At 63.3% G+C, this 21,127-nt stretch carries 14 protein-coding genes; 6 read left to right on the forward strand and 8 right to left on the reverse strand.

Features of this window, described 5'->3' with window-relative positions:
• The 4 genes from DB708_RS05420 to DB708_RS05435 all read right to left on the reverse strand — a co-directional run.
• On the reverse strand, positions 1 to 5,997 hold a 5,997-nt coding region (locus DB708_RS05420), incomplete at its 3' end, for a non-ribosomal peptide synthetase (RefSeq protein ID WP_133250981.1).
• 53 nt (positions 5,998 to 6,050) lie between these two features.
• Positions 6,051 to 6,989, reverse strand: coding sequence for a methionyl-tRNA formyltransferase (locus tag DB708_RS05425; RefSeq protein ID WP_108920900.1), 939 nt, complete (start codon positions 6,987 to 6,989; stop codon positions 6,051 to 6,053).
• A gap of 130 nt (positions 6,990 to 7,119) precedes the next feature.
• Entirely contained in the window at positions 7,120 to 8,613 is a 1,494-nt protein-coding gene (locus DB708_RS05430; protein WP_108920901.1) for a DHA2 family efflux MFS transporter permease subunit, read from the reverse strand.
• A gap of 47 nt (positions 8,614 to 8,660) precedes the next feature.
• A complete protein-coding gene (locus DB708_RS05435) occupies positions 8,661 to 8,906 on the reverse strand; it encodes a hypothetical protein (RefSeq protein WP_108920902.1) in 246 nt (81 codons plus the stop codon).
• 156 nt (positions 8,907 to 9,062) lie between these two features.
• Between DB708_RS05435 and DB708_RS05440 the strand changes: the two genes are divergently transcribed.
• Positions 9,063 to 9,551, forward strand: a complete 489-nt coding sequence (locus tag DB708_RS05440) for a glutathione peroxidase (protein WP_108920903.1) — start codon at positions 9,063 to 9,065, stop codon at positions 9,549 to 9,551.
• A gap of 41 nt (positions 9,552 to 9,592) precedes the next feature.
• Here DB708_RS05440 and DB708_RS05445 read toward each other — a convergent pair whose 3' ends face one another.
• The 3 genes from DB708_RS05445 to DB708_RS05455 form a co-directional block, all read right to left on the reverse strand.
• Complete coding sequence (locus tag DB708_RS05445; RefSeq protein ID WP_108921010.1) at positions 9,593 to 10,111, reverse strand: hypothetical protein; 519 nt, start codon at positions 10,109 to 10,111, stop codon at positions 9,593 to 9,595.
• A 64-nt stretch (positions 10,112 to 10,175) separates the two neighbouring features.
• Entirely contained in the window at positions 10,176 to 12,149 is a 1,974-nt protein-coding gene (locus tag DB708_RS05450; RefSeq protein WP_409347557.1) for a cytochrome c oxidase assembly protein, read from the reverse strand.
• Between the two features lie 77 nt (positions 12,150 to 12,226).
• The gene (locus DB708_RS05455) at positions 12,227 to 12,787 is read right to left on the reverse strand and encodes a zf-HC2 domain-containing protein (protein WP_108920905.1); all 561 of its coding nucleotides are present in this window, start codon (positions 12,785 to 12,787) and stop codon (positions 12,227 to 12,229) included.
• 173 nt (positions 12,788 to 12,960) lie between these two features.
• Here DB708_RS05455 and DB708_RS05460 point away from each other — a divergent pair, with 173 nt between their 5' ends.
• Positions 12,961 to 15,255, forward strand: a complete 2,295-nt coding sequence (locus DB708_RS05460) for a heavy metal translocating P-type ATPase (protein ID WP_108920906.1) — start codon at positions 12,961 to 12,963, stop codon at positions 15,253 to 15,255.
• On the opposite strand, the gene DB708_RS05465 is transcribed toward DB708_RS05460, so the two are convergent.
• Complete coding sequence (locus tag DB708_RS05465; RefSeq protein WP_108920907.1) at positions 15,202 to 16,014, reverse strand: class I SAM-dependent methyltransferase; 813 nt, start codon at positions 16,012 to 16,014, stop codon at positions 15,202 to 15,204. The two genes, DB708_RS05460 and DB708_RS05465, sit on opposite strands and share 54 nt — an antisense overlap.
• Before the next feature lie 574 nt (positions 16,015 to 16,588).
• Here DB708_RS05465 and DB708_RS05470 point away from each other — a divergent pair.
• From DB708_RS05470 to fadD10, 4 genes are all read left to right on the forward strand, one after another.
• Positions 16,589 to 18,010 (forward strand): PPE domain-containing protein, encoded by a 1,422-nt coding sequence (locus DB708_RS05470; protein WP_108920908.1) that lies wholly within the window; start codon positions 16,589 to 16,591, stop codon positions 18,008 to 18,010.
• A gap of 69 nt (positions 18,011 to 18,079) precedes the next feature.
• On the forward strand, positions 18,080 to 18,949 hold the full coding sequence (gene scoE, locus DB708_RS05475) for a (3R)-3-[(carboxymethyl)amino]fatty acid oxygenase/decarboxylase (RefSeq protein WP_108920909.1): 870 nt from the start codon (positions 18,080 to 18,082) through the stop codon (positions 18,947 to 18,949).
• Positions 18,946 to 19,506 carry an FcoT family thioesterase gene (locus tag DB708_RS05480; RefSeq protein ID WP_108920910.1) on the forward strand — a complete coding sequence of 187 codons (561 nt, stop codon included), beginning with the start codon at positions 18,946 to 18,948 and terminating at the stop codon, positions 19,504 to 19,506. The genes scoE and DB708_RS05480 overlap by 4 nt, the downstream gene beginning before the upstream one ends.
• Before the next feature lie 20 nt (positions 19,507 to 19,526).
• The gene (fadD10, locus tag DB708_RS05485; RefSeq protein ID WP_108920911.1) at positions 19,527 to 21,125 is read left to right on the forward strand and encodes a fatty acid--CoA ligase FadD10; all 1,599 of its coding nucleotides are present in this window, start codon (positions 19,527 to 19,529) and stop codon (positions 21,123 to 21,125) included.
• Positions 21,126 to 21,127: the final 2 nt, after the last annotated feature.

Raw genomic sequence — 21,127 nt, forward strand, 5'->3', positions numbered from 1 at the left:
CACACACCGGCCCGGACCCGCACCCAGACCAACCAGCAAGTGCGCCAACCGATTAGACGCCTCGTCAAGCTCTCGATAACTCATCGAGCGGGCCGCACAACTAATCGCCACCGCATCCGCCGTGCGAGCGACTTGGGCGGCAAACAATTCCGGTATCGACTCCCCGGCCACCGGCCGAACCAACATCGCGCGATTGCCGATCTCGTCCAGACGGGCATGTTCATCGGCATCGAGCAAATCCACCGACGACAACCGCCGCGACGGATCCTCCACCATGGCCAACAACACCCGGCACAGCCGATCGGTAAGCACCTCAACGCTTTCAGCGTCGAATAGATCGGCGTCGTATTCGACGCGTAGCGCCAGTTCTGAGCCTGGCGTAGCTTGCAGTGTCAGCGGGTAGTGCGTGGATTCGTGACTGGTGAACTGGGTGATCGCCAGCTCACCGAGTCCCGATGATGCCGCGGCGTCGATCGGGTAGTTCTCGTAGACGAACAAGGTGTCAAACAGCTGTTCGTGACCGATGAGGCGGTGGATATCGCTGAGCGCCACATACTCGTGATCCAGCGTCTGTTGATGGACGTCGTGCAGCTGGTCGAGTAGCTCGGCCGCGGTGGTGAGCGCGGTGGCGCGTGCCCGCACCGGCACCGTGTTGATCGCCAGGCCCACAAGCGATTCCAACCCAGCCACCTCGGCTGGACGTCCGGAGACGGTGGCGCCGAAGGCCACATCGTGCTGACCGGTCAGCCACATGAGCAGCTGAGCCCAGCCGGCCTGCAGCACGGTATTGACGGTGGTGCGGTGTGCGCGGGCGAGTTGGGCCAAAGCCTGCGTGGTCTGCTCGGGTAGCCGCAACGATCTCAGACCGCGCGGTCCGAGTTGCTGCGTGTGCCGCGCGCCGATCAACGTCGGCGTCTCGAAGCCGTCGAACACTTCCCGCCAGGCTGCCTGGGCAGCGTCGAGGTCTCGATCGGCAAGCCAGGCAACGAATCTGCGATACGGCACCGGTGCTGGCAACCGCTGCCTGTCGTAGCTCGCGAATATCTCCTGCAGCAGGATGGGCAGCGACCAGCCGTCGAGCACGATGTGATGGTTGGTGAGCACGAACCGGTATTGGTCTGGCGCGGTGCGAATCAGCGCCGCGCGAAAGACCGGCGGGTTGGCCAGGTCGCAGACCGCAGCACGTTCGTCGACACACAATCGCTGCACCTGCTCGTCGACATTGAAGTCGCCGCCATTCAGGTCGATGTATTGCCACGCGGGGGCGGCGTCGGCGGGAATGATTTGCACCGGCGGGTCGAATTGCGGGCAGAAGTGTGCCGCCAGGTTGGGATGACGGGTCACGACGGCGTGCACCGCCTCACGCAGTCGAACCTCGTCGAGCGAGCCGGTCATGGTGATGTCCAGCTGTGGCTCGTACGGATCGACACCACTGCTCTGCGCGATGGTGGCGTGAAAGAACAGTCCTTGTTGCAGCGGCGTCAACGGCAACACATCGGCAATCTGATGGTGCCGCTCGAGTTCGTCGAGCTCGCTTTGGGTAAGACGGGCGGGAAGCACATCCGACGGGGTCAACCCGCCCCCACCGCGCCGCACGTGCGCGCAGATACCGGACAGGGCCTCAAACCACAACTGGCTCAACCGATTTATCTGGGATTGATTCAGAACTGACGGTGCCCATGTCCAGTTGGCATGCAGGTGCGGGCCGGCCTCGCTGTCGATGGTGCCGGCGTCAAGTGTCACGGTGTAACTCAGCGGTATCGGTACCGCTGTCGCCGTCGTGGTGGCCGACAAAGCGTCGACGCTGGGTCGCCACAGATCCTCGGTCAGATCGGCGGCACCGCCCAGGCGGCCAAGGTAATTGAACGCGATCGCCGGGTCTGGCCCACTCAGATCCACCTCGTTGTTGAGGTAGCGCAACAATCCGTAGGTCAAGCCTTCGGGTAAGCCGCGCAGTTGTTCTTTGGCAGCTTTGATCACTCCCCCGAGCCCGACCTCCCCAGCGGTTACCAGGTGCCAGTCCAGCCCGCCGACGTTGAGCGCCACCGGATACTTGGCGGTAAACCAGCCCACTGTGCGCGACAAATCGACGCGGGCGTCCAGCTGCTCCTGGCGACCATGGCCTTCCACGTCGATACCGACCGGTACATCTGCGGTGCCCAAGAACTCGGCGAATGCCAGCCCGAAGGCAATCAACAGAATGTCTTGCACACCAGCGTGAAACGCCGTGGGTACCTCACCGAGCAGCATGCGTGTCGTCTCGATATCCAGCGATAGCGACAGCTTCCCGGCGTTGGCGTGGGTGTCTGCGCCGGGTTGCATCGCCGGCAACGCCGCCGGGGTCGCCATCACGTTGCGCCACACGCCGGCGTGCTCCACGACGTCGGGCCGGCGCGCGTGCTCATCGATCAGCGAGGACCAGCGGGCAAACGATGTGCCGCCCGCCGGCAACGCGACGGGTCGGCCGGTGTGGTGCAGCGCCCAGGCAACGTTGATGTCTTCCAACAGGATTCGCCACGACACCGCGTCGACGGCCAGGTGATGGATGATCAACACCAGCTGACTGGTCGAGGTAATCCACAACGCGCTCACCATTACCCCGGCAGCCGGATTCAGCCGCGACCGCGCTTCGACCAGCGCCCGATCGGACAACTCTTCGGCGATGTGCAGGCAGTCTTGCGCGCGCACCGAGCCTGGTTCGGGCACCTGCAGTGACCAAACCCCGGCCCCGTCGTCGTCGACGTAGAGGCGCAGCACGGCATGCCGGTCCAGCAGGGCCTGCAGCACGACGCTGACATCGGCATCGGTGACGCCGGAAGGGGCTTGGACCACCATCGTCTGGTTGAACTGGTCGATCGGGCCGTCCACTCCGTGCAGCCAGCGCATGATCGGGGTCGCGACGACTGAGCCGATACCCTCGTCGACCGCATCATCGTCGCCGGTGGCGATCGTGGCCACTCGCGCCAGACCGGCCACGGTTTGTTCGACGAAAATGTCGCGCGGGCGACACAGCACCCCGGCGGCGCGGGCCCGGGCCACGACCCGCATCGACAAGATGCTGTCGCCGCCGAGGTCGAAGAAGGAGTCGTCGATTCCGACCCGGTCCAGGCCGAGGACCTGGGCGTAGATAGCGACCAGGATTTCCTCGATGGCGTTGGACGGAGCCCGGTAGTCGGCGTCACGGTACTCTGGTGCGGGTAATGCGCGGGTGTCGAGTTTGCCGTTGACCGTCAACGGCAATGCGGCCACCACCACGACCGCCGCCGGGACCATGTAGGCCGGCAACCGCTCGGCCAACCGGGCGCGTACACCATCGACATCGACGAACCCGGGAACCGCCTCGGTGACATAACCCACCAGCCGCTTATCGCCGGGACGGTCCTCACGAACCACCACAACCGCTGCCTCGACTCCATCCAAACCGCTTAGCGCCGCCTGGATTTCGCCCAGCTCGATCCGATAACCGCGGACCTTGACCTGCTCATCAGCCCGCCCGACATAGCGCAGCTGCCCGTCGGTACCCCAGCTCACCAGATCCCCGGTGCGATACATACGTTGCCCTGGCGCTGCCGCGCCGGCGAACGGACAGGCCACAAACCGCGAGGCGGTCAACCCGGCCCGGTGTAGATAGCCCACCCCCACACCTGCACCGGCCACATACAACTCGCCCACCACGCCGGGCGGCACCGGCCGCAATCGCGCGTCGAGCACAAACAACGCCGCCCCCGGAATCGGCACCCCGATGGGCACCACCCCAGTTCCCGCCTGCAGCGGCACACTGACGGTGACGCATAGCGTGGTCTCGGTGGGACCATAGGCGTTGGTCATCACTCGCCCCGGCGCCCAACGATCGACCAACTCCACTGCACACGGCTCAGCCGCGACTACCAACGCCGCCGACTGCAAGCCTTCGGGCGACAGCGCCGACACCGCCGACGGAGTTTGGTGCAACACGGTGACGCGTTCGTCGATCAGCAAGTTCTGGAAGTCATCTGGCACCGCGGCCACCGACTCGGGCACGATCAGGAGCCGAGACCCGTGCAGCAACGCCCCCCAGATCTCTTCGACCGAGGCGTCAAACGCATAGGAGTACCACTGCGACCAGACCTCCCCCGGCCCCGACGGCAGACCCATATGCAGTGGGCTCAACAGCTGAGTCACGTTGTGGTGAGTCGTCGCCACCCCCTTGGGCACGCCGGTGGTGCCCGAGGTGTAGACAATGTGGGCGACATCATCGGCGACCGGCAACGGCAACGCCACACCGGGCTGCGCGCCAATGTCGGGATTCTCGACATCAATCACCACGACGCCGTGACTTTCGAACCGCCCGGCTAACTCAGCGGTGGTCAGCGCCGCGATCGGCGCGGCATCGGCGAGCATGAACTCGACGCGAGAATCGGGCACCGCGGAATCGATCGGCAGGTAGGCCGCCCCCGACTTGAGCACCGCCAATATCGCCACGATCGCCTCGGCCGAGCGCGAAAACATCACCGCCACACACCGGCCCGGACCCGCACCCAGACCAACCAGCAAGTGCGCCAACCGATTAGACGCCTCGTCAAGCTCTCGATAACTCATCGAGCGGGCCGCACAACTAATCGCCACCGCATCCGCCGTGCGAGCGACTTGGGCGGCAAACAATTCCGGTATCGACTCCCCGGCCACCGGCCGGTCCAGCACCGCACGATTGCCCAACAGGTCCAACCGCGCCCGCTCATCGTCGCCGAGCAACGGCACCTCGCCCACCACCACGGACGGATCCGCCGACAGCAGACGGTCAAAGAGCGATTCCAGACGCGTGATGTGCCCGGCGATCTCGTCGGCGGCGTACCGGTCCGGATTCCAGGCGAAGTGAACCTGCGGTGCGCCGTCACCCAGCTGTGGATAGATGTTGACCGCGATGTCTTGGATGGGGAAGTTGCTCAGTATGTTGACGATGGCTTCGGACGAGCCGAAATAGAGCGGGGCCGCAAAGTCGAGCACGTTGACCGTCGGGCCGAACTCGAGGTTCATGTCGCGACGGTTTCCATCGCCGGCGATGTCCGGGAAACCCCTGAACTGTTGATGCCGCAGTGCGCCCACCACGGCCGTGCCAACCCGATCGGTGAGTGCGCCAATGGTGTCTCCATCGAGAACATCGATGACCAGCGACACCATGTTGGACACCATGCCCGCACACTTTTTCAGCGCAGCGGTGGTGCGCGCCGAAACCGGCAGCGACAGCGAAACGGTCTGTTGCCCTGTCGTTTTCGCGAGGAACACCGCCATGGCCGCGACAACCCTCGCGACGTCGAACCGATGTGGGCAGGCCAATTCGCGCACCAGCGGGTGGCGCGGGGCCACTGTCCGCTGTCTTCCCGACAAGTCGGTGACTTCCGGGGACCCGCGCAGCACGTTCTGCCAGTACTCGGCATCGGCTTGACTGCGTGAAGAGCTCCGATATTTCTCGTCCGCGACACGGAATAGGTCGAACTCCGAGAAATCAACCTCACCCGTAGTGGCAGCCGCTCCGGAGTAGACCTCCGCCACGTGCCGCATGAAACTGTAGGAGCCGTAGCCGTCCAGAAGGACGTGGTGCACCCGCAGGTAAAAGTAGGCCAAGTTGTCGGTAATTCGAAGCAGCACGAAATCGGTGAGCCGGTCGCGAACCATATCGACCGGCCGGCGGTAGTCGTGGTCCATCCAGGCGCGAGCAGCGGCTACCGGGTCGGACTCGGCCCGCAGATCGATACACTGCAGGGTCTGCGGAACCGAATGGTCGAGCATGAACACCGGTTCGCCATCGTCGAGGGACAGCCGAGCACATGGTGTGCCGAACCGCGTCGCCGCCGATCTGCACGCGTCCATCAGCCTCTCGGCATCGACATCGTGATCGATCGCGACGTAACCGGCGAAGTTGTAGGGGACTTCGGGCAGGAGTTCCTGGGCAACCCACATCGAACGCTGCGCGGGGGTCAGCGGCCCCAACACTTCGGGTTGCGTACCGTAATTCAGCATCTACGACGGGCCGAAATCATCAGCCGCGCAAGAATTTCCAGTCGATCGTCGCACTATGCGTGGCTATCCAGGTAGCCCCCGTGCCGAAAGTACTTCTCCCCAGAGCATTCGACTCCGTCCGACGAACGGACCCGAGTGATCAGCAATCCTCGATTAGAGCCCCGGCGTGTGTCGGACCCGCACACCACGACTCCGCCTTCTTCCTGCACCATCACCCGGCCCGGCGTCCCGCCGTAACGGGCATCGGAAACACTCGCCTCGAGGATCTCGATCCGCTCACCCCGATAGAAGGAGTACGCACGCGGATAGGGTTCGGACAGTGCGCGGACAAACCGCGCCAGGTCCTCGGCCGGCCAACTCCAGTCGATCAAACTGTCGCGCTCCGAACGCTTGTGGAAGTAGCTCCGCTCAGCCTTTTCTTGCGGCCGAAAGACCGCATCGCCGGACTCCAAAGCACTCAGCGCTTCGTCCAGCGCGCCCGGAATCAAACCCATGCCCCGCATTACCAATTCGGTGCCGGTATCGGTCGGACCTATCGGCAGCGAGCGCTGCACCAGGATGTCCCCGGTGTCCAGACCGCCATCCATCCGGTGCACGGTCAATCCGAACTCGGACTCGCCACTGATCAACGCCCACAGCACAGGCGAAAACCCGGTGAATTTCGGCAGCAGCGAATCGTGAAAGTTCAAGGTGCAGTGTCGCGGCAGGTCGTACAACTCGGCCGGCATCCGGTGATACCAGCTATTGACGACGATGACATCGGGCTCAAAGTGATTGACCAAATCGATGGTCTCGGCGTCGACCCGCTCGGCGAAGTGGACTGGGATGCCGTGCTCGCGAGCGAGTTCGTCGACCGGCGCCGACCAGATCGCCTTGTAGGATTCGCTGCTGGCCGGGTGGGTGACGGCGAGTACGACTTCGTGCTCGAGATCTATCAACGCCCGAAGCGTCTTGTATCCCCACGTCTGAAATCCGAAAAACACAATGCGCATTACGCGAAACCCACTCACTCTCTTCGCCCCGGCAACGACGGCGCTTAGCGAGCACCGCCTACAAGCGTGGAAGTTTACCTTAGGCTCCCCTAACTTAGCGACCCGCCCGCGGCTGCGTGAACGCGAAGAATCAGCCCTCGACTGCTGGCGTGGGCTCTGCTGTTTTTTTCCTCGGCAGAAATGCCGCGGGGACGATCGTGCAGGTGGCCAGAGCGGCAGCCACCACAAACACCGTCGTGTAGGCATGCGCGAGGTGGGGGGAGGTACCCATGTCGTCATGGCGGCTGAGCTGATTGGTCAGCAGCACCGCCATCAACGCGGCGCCGATGGCGCCACCGAGTTGATCGTTGATGCCCAGCAGTGTTGTCGCCCGCGCAATCTGATTCGGTGCCAACGACTGCACACACCCCGCGGAAAGTGGCGTCGCCGCGCAGCCGATTCCCAGGCCCATGATCAGCAGGCCTACCAGCAGTGTCGGCGAATAGTCGGCTTGTCGGGCGACTCCGACGGTGAAAATGCCCAAGCCCGCTGCCATCAGCGGGAATCCGATCAGCACCATCCTGCCGGGCCCGAATTTATCCATGACTGCCCCCGACAGCGGCGTGGTCACGATGACGCCGACTCCCATCGCAATCAAGTGCAGCCCCGACTGCATTGGTGTCTGGTGCAGCGCGACCTGGAAATAGCTTGGAATAAGCAGCAAGACGCCGACGTAGGTGGCGGCGAAGAGCAGCAGCGTCACGTTGGCCAATGCGACCACACGGTTGCCAAACAGTCGCAAGTCGACGAGTGGGTGATCGGTGCGACGCCAGGCATGAACGACAAAGGCAACGATCAATGTCAGGCCGATCAGGATAGGTAGCGACACATGCGGATCAGCGACCGTGTGATGCTCGGGTATCGATGACACCCCGGCCAGCAATGTCGCCACGCCGGGTGATAGCAGCAGCACACCGACGACGTCGAGTGCCTCCGATGGCGCCGGACGATCCTTCGGGAACAGGATTGCCGCGAGCGCGAGCGTCATCAGCCCGATGGGCAGGTTGATCAGGAATATCCACTTCCAGCCGTAGTTGCCGATCAACCACCCGCCCAGGATCGGTCCACCAATAGGGCCGAGCAAGAAGGGAACCGCCCCCACCGCAATTAAGCGGCCGAGTCGCTTGGGGCCGGCCTCACGCGTCACGATCACAAAGCTCAGTGGTGACAAAATGCCACCACCGGCCCCCTGAAGCACCCGGAAGATTATGAGCAGCAAGATGTTTGGCGCGATCGTGCACAGCAGCGACGCCACCGTGAACACCGCGACCGCGGCCATGAAGAGTCGCTTGGTGCCGAACCGGTCGACTGCCCAGCCAGTCACCGGGACAACGGCCGCGAACGCGAGTAGGTAGCCGGCGATCGTCCATGAGACCACGGCCGGCGTGGAACCGAATTGTGCGACGAAGGTGCGCTGGGCAACGGCGACCGCGGTGGCGTCCAGAAACCCCATCAGGGTCGCCAGCCCGCATACCGCACCGATGCGGAGCAGCCTGGCGTCTAGCTTGTCGGGGTGGTCGCTGTCATCCACGCCCGATTGCCCGATGGTTGCGGACGACGCGTCGTTCATAGCGTTGCCGAGCATATAGCGGCGACCGATTGCTCCCAACCGGGCTGTGCGACCCGCGCGGATTAATCCTCGGAGTTGTCGGACTTATCGGCGGATTCGTCCTTGTCGTCCGAGCCGTCGGAATTATCGGAGTCCCCCGACTCGTCGAGTTTGTCGGCGAACTTCGTCAACAGGCCAGCAAGTTCGCGGGCCTCCTCTGCCGCCAGCGAATCTTCGGACACCTGGTCTTCGTCGGCAGAGATGCGCTCAAGGCAAATCGCGTTGCTCTTGATACTGACGTCCCACCGGCTCCCCTCTTGACTAGCCATTTGATCCCGCCTTCCCGAGTAACAACCTGTCTTCTGAGCTCACGTCCCGCGCGCTACTGAGTCGTTTACCCACTTCCGCGATGCCGGAACGGGCTTAGATTCTTGGGTATTTACTCGGCCTGGCCGCGAGAACCACGTTGCATTAGCGTCGTCGGCGTGACCCTCAAAAACATCGCCCTGACCACCCTCGACGGCACACCGACCACGCTGGCCGAATTGTCCGACGGCGCAACGCTGGTCGTGAACGTAGCCTCCAAATGCGGACTTACTCCGCAATACACAGCGCTGGAGAAACTGGCAAAGGACTACGGCGACCGTGGCCTGACGGTCGTCGGCGTCCCGTGCAACCAGTTCATGGGCCAGGAACCGGGCACCGCCGATGAGATCCAGGAGTTCTGCTCGACGACCTACGGAGTGACCTTCCCGCTGCTGGCGAAGGCGGACGTCAACGGCGGTGACCGCCACCCGCTGTATGACGAGTTGACCAAGGCCGCCGATGCCGACGGTGGGGCAGGCGACATCCAGTGGAACTTCGAGAAGTTCCTGCTAGCGCCCGACGGTGCGGTGACCAACCGATTCCGGCCGCGCACTGAGCCCGATGCCCCCGAGGTAATCACGGCTATCGAGGCCGTGCTGCCCCGATAGCCACAACCGCCACGAGCACGGCTGTGTCGACCACGCAGACGTCAGCGCGATGTGGGGTGCCGCCTGCGCCAACCGGCCCGAACCGCCAACCGGTTCCGCATGTCCGGCTGGGAACGTTCGATCGGAGTAAGGATCACCGCGAGCCATCCCGCGCACAACACCAGGGTCGTCAGATCGGCGAGCACCAGCCACGAAACCCCGATCGCCAAGGTTCCGGTACGCGCCCACCAGAAGGCGCCGATCCCGATCACCGCGGCCAATCCGCAGCAATACGCCGCGGCGCAGCACCAGCGAAAGCGTCGCAGCGCAAGTGCCAATGCCGAGAGGGCTGACGCCGCGACAAAGAACACGACAGCCGCCGCAGGCAAGGCGATAGCCGCACCCGACAATCCCCGGGCTACAGCCTCAAGCCACCACGCCCACGCCGCGATTGCCAGCACTACTACCAAGGCACCGCCCACGCCCCGCCGGGCGCGTGCAATCCAAACTTGTTCGAGGACCCGGTTTTCGATTCTTCGCAGCATGCGCCGTTGGCCGGAGGGGCACCGCTGATCGGTCATCCACATTCTCCTCTATGCAGGTCCCCAGCGACGAGACGTCGGTGCTCGAGGAACGGTCTGGCCATCACCGCCGATTACGCGAGAGCTCGCGCAACATGGCGTTGTAGGCGTCAAGTTCGTCGTCGACGTAGCCGGAATCGGCATGCCGATCCGCTCGAGTTGCGGTTCGACGATCCTCGCGCGCCCACTGTGTGACAAGCGCAATCACCACTAAGATGACCGGCAGTTCGCTGGCCCCCCAGGCGATCGCTCCACCCAAGTGCTGGTCACCACGGAGGCTGGACAGCCAGGGCAGCGCGACCTCGCGGTAGAACCGGCCACCGATGATTGTCGTCATCGCCATGGTGGCAATGCCGAAAAAAGCATGGAAGGGCATTACGGCGAAAAGCAGCCCGAGCCGGCCCAAGAATGGCAGCTTCCGCGGCCCCGCATCGATACCGATGATGCCCCAGTAGAACAGGTACCCGACCAGCAAGAAATGCAGACTCATCAACTCGTGACCCCAGTGGTAGCGGCCCAGGGTGTCGAACAGCGGAGTGAAATACACGACGTACAACGAGGACACAAAAAGAAGGAAGGCCGTGACGGGGTGCGCCAAAAACGCAACCACGTTGGAGTGAATCAGCCACCGAAGCCATTCCCTCGGGCCCGCGGGCTGATTGTCCCGAGCCGGCCGCAACGCACGCAACGCCAATGTCACCGGCCCCCCTAACACCAGCAATGCCGGAACAAACATGTTCAGGGTCATGTGTTCGGCCATGTGGACGCTGAACATCGCCGAACCGTAGGCCTTCACCCCGGAACTAGTGGTAAACAACAAGATCAGGCACCCTAGAAGCCAGCTGACGAGACGCCCGGACGGCCAACTGTCGCCACGGCGGCGCAGGCGGACAAAGCCCCACACATACCCCGCGGCCAACGCCGCAGCCGCGACACCGATAAAGGTGTCGAACCTCCAGACTGTCAGTATCCCCAGCACGCTCGGCGGTTCTGGCAACGTAAACCCCAGGAAGACATCCCACGTCGTGAATCGGTGCGCAAGCAGCCGCGGTGCCGTCTGCGTCGCCATCGATGAGGTCAACGCAACCACCGCGATCATCACGAGGGCACCCACGGCGCTACGAGACCCGGACGCGGGCAGACTGCGGGTCCGCGGGAATGCCAACGACGTGACGTCGCCGAGCCAAACCAGCAACAGCAGAGCGGCGGCTGTGATGGCTGCCCGCCCGTACGTAGTTTCGCCCGGATGCGCTGAACCCATCAGCAAGCACAGCAGCACCGTGCCGTAACCGAGAGCGGTTGCACCGCAAACGGTTTCCAGGACAAGCGCGCGGCGCACAAGCGCCGCGGCGGGTGGACTGATCACCGAGGCCACCTTGGTGCCGGTAAGCACTGCCAGCGCAACGGCGAACACGATGACGGTGCTCGTCGCGTAGTCGTGATCAGGTCCCTGCCCTGCGTTGCCATTCACCGGCACAGCGACGATGCCGAGCAGCGCGGGCACGATTAAAACGAAATGCGTCAGCCAACTCAAGGACAGCCGAATGCAAATCGCCACAATGACGCCGGCGACCGCAACCGCGATCCACGCCCGCGACATCTCGGAGGCAGCAATGGCGTCCGCCAATGCGGCACTCCGAATCAGCCGGGCCGCCGACACACCCGCGTCATTAGCTGCCTGTATCACCACCATTGCCATTGCGGTAAGCGTCCATAGCACTGCCGACCGCTCGACGATCAGATGTGTCCGGAATACCCTTTCGTCGATCACCAGATGTACGTCGGGGCGCGCGACAACCACCACGTAGAGCAGCCCGCCTAAACAAACGCAGCCGGCCAAAGTTGCGACGAAGAAGCCCAACGGCTCCGCCATCGCCGTTGGGGCACCTGGGTACGAGTCACCCTTGGCGGTGTAGACCCGCTGGCCGGCGGCGAGTGCGTAATAGGCCAGGCCGCCCAACACCGTGACACAGCCGACGGCCAACGACAGTAGGAACCCGCGTCGGTTCGCCGGCTCCGGCCGAACGGTCTGGCTCAGTTGCACCGTCGCTGCGCCCTTTCACTCAGCCAATGCGATCTCGTCAGCAGTCTACGACTGGCCGTCGTATCGCCGGACTAGGCCGCCGAGCCGTCGGTGGGAAACAGATGGCCGCGACGACGCCCACGTGATGCGTTCTCGGGCAATACGATATCGAGTTCCCCCACCGCGTCCGGTGCCGACCGGGAGCGAGAGCTTTTTCGCCACAACGAAATTGCCAGGACCGTACCGATCACCACTGGCAGGTGAGTGACCATTATCACGCCCTTGAGAGTGCCGGGCTCTGCGGCGATGACGACACCAACAGTGAGAACAGTCACGAACACCGTCAAAACGCCCGCCAGCCGCAGCACCGCGCGCGGACGCAGCGCCGCGCCCACGCCGGGCAGGGTGCAACGCCGCCAAGGCATAGCTGAACGGCACGGCGCCGGGCATTCCGCGTACCGGCCAACAGCCGCGATGACCGCCCGGGACTGGATCAGCTGGTGGAGCCCGGCCGCTTGGGTCGCCACCTGGTCAAACCATGCGCGGCACACGGCACACTGGTTCAGGTGCTCATCGACCCGGGCCGAGGGCACGGGCTCTCGCTCGGCGTCGATCCGGGCAGAAAGCGCCTCGCGAGCTACTTCGCAATCCATGTCCCTATAGTCGTGCAAAGGCGTTGGAATGTTCCCTGTGACCCACTGGTCGTCGCCAGCGCCACTGCCCGCAAATGCTGCGCCTCGGCGAAAGTTGCGTGGAACTTTTTGCCTACCAGCGACGACTTGCTCTGGGTAGCACGGGGGTTTGCGAGAGGATGTGAGAAATCACGATGTCGTCAGCGACGGCACCTGAGGCACGGCTCGTGCCTGGGCAGCGAGTACAACTCGAGATCACCGGGATGTCATGCGGCGCCTGCGCCGGACGACTCGAGTCCGCGCTCAACAAGTTGCCGGACGTTCGGGCATCAGTGAATTTCGCCACCCGACTCGCGACCATCGACACCACCGAGGACGTAGCGTCCGACGCGCTGTGCGAGGCGGTTCGCCAGGCGGGCTATGACGCCGAACCAGCGGCGGCCGGCAGTCAAAGCGACAGCGATCCCGATAGCGATCACGCGCGGTATCTCCTGATCCGGTTAGCGGTCGCCGCAGTACTTTTCGTTCCGTTGGCCGACTTGTCGGTGATGTTCGCGGTGGTACCCAGCACCCGCTTCGCCGGCTGGGGGTGGGTACTCACCGGGCTGGCGATCCCCGTGGTGACGTGGGCGGCGTGGCCATTCCACCGGGTTGCATTACGCAATGCGCGCCACCATGGCGCCTCCATGGAAACGCTGATCTCGACCGGTATCACCGCGGCCACGGTGTGGTCGCTCTACACCGTCTTCGGCAATCATCAATCCACCGATCGCAAGGGGATCTGGCAAGCGCTACTGGGAAGTGACGCCATCTACTTCGAGGTGGCCGCAGGTGTCACGGTATTCGTATTAGCGGGACGATATTTCGAGGCCCGCGCCAAGTCGAAGGCAACCGGGGCGTTGCGGGCCCTGGCAGCGCTGAGCGCCAAAGATGTCACTGTCCTGCGGCCCGACGGATCCGAAATGGTCATTCCGGCCGCGGAACTCAAAGAGCAGCACCGGTTTGTGGTGCGGCCCGGGCAGACGATCGCCGCCGACGGTCTTGTCATCGACGGGTCCGCCGCGATCGATATGAGCGCCATGACCGGCGAGGCCAAGCCGGTCCGGGTGGCGCCCGGCACCAACGTCATCGGCGGCACCGTGGTGCTCGATGGCAGGCTGATCGTGGAAGCCGCCGCGGTCGGTGCCGACACCCAGTTCGCGGGCATGGTCCGCCTGGTCGAACGAGCACAGGAGCAGAAAGCCAACGCGCAGCGACTCGCTGACCGCGTCGCCTCGGTCTTCGTGCCCTGCGTCTTCGCCGTCGCGGTCCTGACCGCCACGGGATGGCTCGTGGCCGGCGGCGGGCTGGACCGGGCATTCTCGGCTGCCCTCGCGGTCCTTGTCATCGCCTGCCCGTGCGCGCTGGGACTCGCGACCCCGACTGCGATGATGGTGGCGTCGGGCCGCGGAGCCCAACTCGGAATATTCCTCAAGGGCCATAGCTCGCTGGAAGCCACTCGCGCAGTCGACACCGTGGTCTTTGACAAGACCGGCACTTTGACCACGGGTCGGTTGACGGTCAGCGCCCTGCGAGCCGCGCCCGGCTGGAGCACCGAAGAGATTCTCGAACTGGCCGCGTCGGTGGAAGCTGCGTCCGAGCACGCCATCGGGCTTGTGATCGCGTCGTCAACAGCACAGCGAGAACCGGTCGTCAACTTTTGCGCCGTACCCGGACGCGGAGTCAGTGGCACCGTGGCGGGACGAGAAATCCGGGTTGGCAAGCCGTCATGGATTGCGCCGGCGTGCAGCTCTACAGAGTTGGTCACCGCTCGGCGTGCCGCCGAATCACGAGGCGAGACGGCAGTATTCGTCGAGATCGATGGTGAAGCGTGCGGCGTCATCTCGGTGGCCGATGCGGTGAAGAGCTCGGCGGCTGCCGCCGTGGCGGCACTACATCGCCGTGGCCTGCGAACCATCTTGTTGACCGGCGACAACCCCGCATCGGCAGCCGCGGTGGCCACCAACGTGGGCATCGACGAGGTAGTCGCCGACATTCTTCCTGAAGGCAAGGTCGACGTCATCGAGCAGCTACGCGACCGCGGGCGGATAGTCGCCATGGTCGGAGACGGCATCAACGACGGACCCGCACTCGCGTGTGCTGATCTGGGTATGGCCATCGGACACGGCACCGACGTAGCCATCGGCGCCGCCGACATCATCCTCGTCCGAGATGACCTCAACGTCGTGCCGCTGGCCCTTGATCTTGCTGCGGCAACGATGCGCACCATCAAACTCAACATGGTCTGGGCATTCGGCTACAACATCGCCGCGATCCCCGTTGCTGCGGCGGGGTTGCTCAACCCCGTGATCGCCGGCGCGGCCATGGCGTTCTCGTCGTTCTTCGTGGTTTCAAACAGCCTGCGATTGCGCAACTTCGGAGCCACCCATTGCGAATCAACCGAATTCGACCAGCGTCACGGGACCCCGGAAGCGACGCAGCGGTGCTAGCCGGTAGACGAAAGGGATCGCCCACCGCAATAACATGCCTCGGCCCGGCGGCGCCGGCAGTTCACGCACCGCGCGGATACCGGCGATAGCGCGGAGTTCGTCGTACTGGTTGGCGGTGAACCAGAAAGGCATCGAGGGTGCCGTGTAGTACTGGCTGAGCTTGAACCCGCCGCGCCGCCGCGAATAGAAGCTCAGATACCACGGAACGCTGTCGAAAATAAGCTGGCCGTTTGAAAAGCGTTGGGCACACGCCGCAATCAGATCGAACACCACGTCGCGTTCCAGATACTGCAGCAGCCCCTCTGCCGTTATCAGCACCCCATTGCTGTCGTCGACTTCGTCCATCCAGGAATAGTCGAGTGCGGACTGAGCACACGAGCGCAGCCGCTCCGACGCTGGGAGAAGCTGCTCGCGCAGTTGGACGATCGGCGCCAGGTCGACCGAAAGCCAGTTCAGCGCACCGTTGTCGAGGCGCCAGAAGCTGGTCTGCAGTCCCTCCGCCAGCGCGACCACCGTTGCGCGCGGATGTGTATCCAGGTACTCACGGGATGCATGATCAAATGCCATGGCCCGTAGGGCAGTCGTCTGATGCGTACGACCGAAGTGATGGTAGTCGTAATCGATGCTGTCATGCAGGACGATCGCCTCCGGGTCCTCGATGACACCGTCGGTCCGAGCCGCCTCGACCGCTCGTTGATGCAGTGTCAGGAGTGCGGTTTCGGAAATCCCGCCCAGATGACGAGCGTCGGTCGCTGGCATGAATCAGACTGTACTAGTTGAGGGCTCGCGATGCGTGCGCGAGAATAATTGGGATTCAGGCAATTCCGCATACTTTGTGCGTAGCTTACGCATTCACCTCGTAGGAATTTGGCCTGAAAAACGGCGGCGGGCTTGATTCACGACGAAAGTTCTGACCCATCGCAACGTTGCTGCGCGACAGCTCATCACCACTTCGGAGCGATAGTCACACCTGGCCGAGTGACACGGGAGCCGATGAACCCGGCATTCAGAGCCGGCCCTCATCGAGGCGGCGCCTGGCAATGAGTTTTCGAGGCCGCACGGAAATGCATTGGCCGACAATGATCTAACCACGATCCGCGGCGACCGCTGCCCTCAGCGCAGGTCGCCGCCCTGCGCTGAGGACGAGTATCAGCGCCGACCGTCCCGAAGAGCGGGTGGAGCAGACATCCAAACCCAGGCCAGATGCAGCGGGAACTTTTTGTTTGCTCCGGCCGACTAACAACTCAGTGAGACACGAAGCGGTTGGGGGACCGTCCGATCGCGCACTTGACGCTTGGGTAAGGAGGTTAGGCATTTGACGGTCCCCCTATGGATGGCTGTGCCTCCAGAGGTGCACTCCGCTCTGTTGAGCGCCGGGCCCGGTCCGGGTTCATTACTTGCCGCGGCCGCGCAATGGCAGGAGCTCAGCAGTCAATATGCTCACACCGCCGCAGAACTGGCTCAAGTGCTGGCGGACGCACTAGCCGCCAGCTGGCAGGGAACGACTGCCACCCAGTATGTCGCTGCGCACACTCCATACTTGGCATGGCTCGAACAAGCCTCAGTCGACAGCGAACTCACCGCCGCACAACACCAAACGGCCGCAGTCGCGTACAGCAGCGCCCTGACCGCCATGCCCACCCTGCCAGAACTGGCCGCCAACCATGCCGCTCATGGCATCCTCACGGCCACAAACTTCTTCGGTATCAACACGATTCCGATCGCGCTCAACGAAGCCGACTACGTCCGGATGTGGATTCAAGCCGCCGACACGATGACCGCCTACCAGGCAGTCGCCGAGGCAGCAAGCTCAGCGACACCACCCATCCAGCCGGCGCCACGCATCCTTGCCGTCGCTGGCGATGCCGCGAACAGTCGGGCCAACGCATGGAATTCAATCGGTCAACTTTTGCAGGACATCCTGGATTTTCTCGCCGACCCGCTTAAGTACTTTCGCGAGTTTTTCCAACGACTCGGATTTCATCCCGCCACCGCCATCATCTTGGCATTCATCGCGCTATTGGCCTACGACGTGCTTTGGTACCCGTACTACGCTTCCTACGCACTGCTGCTACTTCCCTTCTTCGCTCCCGCACTGAGCGCACTGAGCGCCTTGCTGCTGTTGTTCGGCACGGACCCGTTCGATCTTGACATAGATGACCTGCCTGCGGGTTTCGCAGAACCTGACCGTGCCGACGACATTGGCCCAAGCGCGGTGGCTGCCGCGCCCGTGAGCCTGACCACGCCCAGCGCAAGCCCGCACCCAACGAGCCCCGCGCCGAACTCCGCTGCGGCTAGCGCGCCCGCACCCTCACCCGCCGTCAACTACGCAGTCTCCGGTCTGGCTCCCCCCGGGGTTGGTTCCGGCCCCAAATCTGACGCCAAGTTGCCCGACCCAACCACTGACAACATCGCCGCCGCCGTGGCAGCACGCAGCGGCATCCCCGCCGCAGCCCGACGCAAGAGGCGTCGCAAGGCCACGGCCGGCGCGCGCGGCTATCGCGATGCATTTCTTGATGGAACAGTCACTTTCGGCGATATCGATCCCCTCGTTGACGCTGAACCCACTGCCCGTTCGACGAGCAGCCAAGGCTCCGGAACCCTCGGGTTTAGCGGGACCGCGGCCAGAGCCACCGGCGGCACTCCCGACGGACTGGTACAGCTGTCGTCGGACAGCGCTACCGCCACCGCGCCGTTGCTTCCCGCCACTTGGACAACCGACAAAGTACCGGGGGCGAACGGGAGGAGCCCTTAACTCCATGCGTGCGACGGGACGACCCAAGGTTGGACGGAACAAGACAAACTTCACGAGGAGAAGATTCCGATGACGCTGAATGTGAAAGGCGAGGGACTCGGTGCACAAATCACTGGGCTCGACGCCGAAGACTTGGACAAGATGTCCACCGGTGAGATACGCGAAATAGTTTACGAGAACAAGCTTGTCATCCTCAAAGACGTCCATCCATCGCCGGAGCAGTTCGTCAAATTGGGCAGAATAATCGGCGACATCGTGCCGTATTACGAGCCCATGTACCACCACAAACAGCATCCGGAGATTTTTGTTTCGTCCACGGAGGAGGGCCAGGGCGTTCCGCGCACCGGCGCATTCTGGCACGTCGACTATGGCTTCATGCCAAAACCCATCGCGTTCACTATGGTTGTGCCGCTCGCTGTCCCCGGGGCTGATCGCGGTACATATTTCATCGATCTCAACAAGGTGTGGGAGTCCCTGCCCGCTGGGACGCAAAACCCGGTCCGCGGGACATTCAGCACACACGACCCGCGGAGTTTCATCAAGATCCGCCCGAGCGACGTCCACAAACCCATTGGAGACATTTGGGACGACATCACTCGAACCACGCCACCCAGAACGTGGCCCACAGTGATCAGGCACCCGAAGACGGATCAAGAGATCCTCTACATCTGCGCGAAAGCAACCACCAAGATCCAGGACAGGGACGGCAATGTCCTCGACCCGACGGTGCTGCAAGAACTCATGATCGCAACGGGGCAACTCGATCCCGAGTACAGATCACCGTTCATCCACACTCAGCATTACCAGGTCGGGGACATAATTCTGTGGGATAACCGGGTCCTCATCCATCGGGCCAAGCACGGTACCGCCGAGGGCACGCTGACAACCCACCGTCTGACGATGCTCGACGGCCTCGAGACACCCGGATACGCGGCATGAGCACCGAGTTGAGCGCGCCCGCGCCGTCCACCCAGACCGAAATGGAACTCAAGACCACGGTTCCGATCACCGAGGAGCTGATCAGCGAAGTGCTGGAACCCTACTCCCACAAGGGATGCCGCTATCTGCTGGACGCGCAGTACGGCGCTGGCCCCACACACGTGATGGCGTACGGGAACTTCAGCATCGCCGAGTCCGCCTACATTCGGAGCACGGGACACTTCAATGCGGCCGAACTGATGATTTGCTTCAACCAACTCGCCTACTGCGCTTTCGCTCCTGCCGTCATCAACAAGCAGATCCCCGCAGTCCCAGGCTATTCCATCGAAGATTTCTTCGACAATCAGCTTCCCGCCATGCTGATCAAGAGGACGTCGTCTCGATTCAGGAAGCCGATCAACGCCCAAAAATTTTCCGCACGCCTGATGTGCCAAAACTTCAGAGTCGTCGAACGAGCGTTGCGCTACCTGCTGATCCCGTGCGTCATCGAGTTTTGGGACGACAACGGCGGGGCGGCATCCGGCGAGGTCGAACTCGCCGCCCTCAACATCCCCTAAATCATTGGAGGGAACCACTTATGGCTAAGTCTCACTACCCAGCGCGCACGGTGCTGGAACGAGTCTTCGAGCAGGCGAGGCAGCGGCCGGGGGCAATAGCCATGCGTCGCTGCGATCAGACGAGCGTAATCCGGTACGGGGAACTCGTCGCCGAAGTGGACAGGTTCGCTGCGGCGTTACGGGAGCGGTCTGTTTCTCAGGGCTGCCGGGTGCTCGTCGTTTCGGACAACGGGCCCGAGACGTATCTTTCGGTGCTGGCATGCGCGAAGCTCGGGGCCATCGCGGTGATGTCCGACGGCTATCTCCCGTCCGCAACGATCGAACGTTTCTGTGAGATCACCGCCCCCAGTGCAATTCTCATCGCGCCGGGGAGCAGGGTTTCGCTGCCGCAGACACTCGCCTCGATACCGGCGATCACGGTAGACATGGCGGTCGGCATGGACGACACCGACGTAAGCGTACAGGCGGATTGGCTTGCCGGAACGCCGGCATTGGGTCCCGATGATCCCCTGGCGATGGTATTCACCAGTGGCACCACGGGCGAGCCCAAGGCCGTGTTGCTGGCCAATCGCACCTTCTTCGCGATCCCGGATATCTTGCGGGACGAAGGTTTGGACTGGATCACCTGGGTCGTCGGCGAAACCACCTACTCGCCGCTGCCCGCTACGCACATCGGTGGGCTGTGGTGGATCCTCACCTGTTTGTCGCATGGCATGCTGTGCATCACCGGCGCAGAGAACACGACGTCACTGCTGGAGATTCTCAACACCAATGCGGTGACGACGACATGCCTGGTGCCGTTTCTTATTTCGAAGCTCGTTTCCGAGCTGAAGTCCGGTGACACGACAGTTCAGTCGCTGCGAGAATTGGGATACGGTGGCTCGCGCGCAATCGCGGCCGATCTACGCTTCATCGAAGCCGCCGGTATCCACACCGTTCAGGTCTACGGTTTGAGCGAGACCGGTTGCACCGCCATGTGTCTGCCGACCGAAGATGGCTCGATCTCCAAGATCGAGGAGGGTGCGGTGGGCCGCCCGTACCCCGGCGTGGACGTCTATCTGGCAGGTCCCGACGGCCACGGACCCGCCGCGGCCGGCGCACCGCCTTCCGCCTCGTTCGGCACACTGTGGATCAAATCACCGGCGAACATGTTGGGCTACTGGAACAATCCCGAACGCACCCGGGAAGTACTGGTTGACGGATGGGTGAATACCGGCGACCTCCTCGAGCGTCGCGAGGACGGGTTCTTCTACATCAAGGGAAGATCGTCGGAGCTGATCATCTCCGGTGGCGTCAACGTAGTGCCCGACGAGGTCGACCGCATCGCGCAAAGCGTCACTGGGGTTCGCGAGGCCGCGTGTTACGAAATTCTCGATGATGTATTCGGAGCGCTCGTCGGTCTGGCCGTAGTCCCCGATACGGCTATCGACGAGTCCGGAGCCCGCAAGCTCAAGCAGACGATCGCGGCCCGATATCGGCGTGAGTCCGAATCGATGGCGCGGCCGTCGGAAATCGTTCTTGTCGCCGATATTCCGCGAACTCAATCCGGCAAGGTCATGCGGACATCGCTGGCCGCGACAATCAACGGCGACGATGCCGCAGTGATGGTAGGTGGCTGAGG

The organism is Mycobacterium montefiorense, from assembly GCF_003112775.1.
Taxonomy (GTDB): Bacteria; Actinomycetota; Actinomycetes; order Mycobacteriales; family Mycobacteriaceae; genus Mycobacterium; species Mycobacterium montefiorense.

Coding starts and splice junctions, on each gene's coding strand:
- DB708_RS05425 (WP_108920900.1), bottom strand. CDS start 6,989: ATGCGCATTGTGTTTTTCGGATTTCAGACGTGGGGATACAAGACGCTT.
- DB708_RS05430 (WP_108920901.1), bottom strand. CDS start 8,613: ATGCTCGGCAACGCTATGAACGACGCGTCGTCCGCAACCATCGGGCAA.
- DB708_RS05435 (WP_108920902.1), bottom strand. CDS start 8,906: ATGGCTAGTCAAGAGGGGAGCCGGTGGGACGTCAGTATCAAGAGCAAC.
- DB708_RS05445 (WP_108921010.1), bottom strand. CDS start 10,111: ATGACCGATCAGCGGTGCCCCTCCGGCCAACGGCGCATGCTGCGAAGA.
- DB708_RS05455 (WP_108920905.1), bottom strand. CDS start 12,787: ATGGATTGCGAAGTAGCTCGCGAGGCGCTTTCTGCCCGGATCGACGCC.
- DB708_RS05460 (WP_108920906.1), top strand. CDS start 12,961: ATGTCGTCAGCGACGGCACCTGAGGCACGGCTCGTGCCTGGGCAGCGA.
- DB708_RS05465 (WP_108920907.1), bottom strand. CDS start 16,014: ATGCCAGCGACCGACGCTCGTCATCTGGGCGGGATTTCCGAAACCGCA.
- DB708_RS05470 (WP_108920908.1), top strand. CDS start 16,589: ATGGCTGTGCCTCCAGAGGTGCACTCCGCTCTGTTGAGCGCCGGGCCC.
- scoE (WP_108920909.1), top strand. CDS start 18,080: ATGACGCTGAATGTGAAAGGCGAGGGACTCGGTGCACAAATCACTGGG.
- DB708_RS05480 (WP_108920910.1), top strand. CDS start 18,946: ATGAGCACCGAGTTGAGCGCGCCCGCGCCGTCCACCCAGACCGAAATG.
- fadD10 (WP_108920911.1), top strand. CDS start 19,527: ATGGCTAAGTCTCACTACCCAGCGCGCACGGTGCTGGAACGAGTCTTC.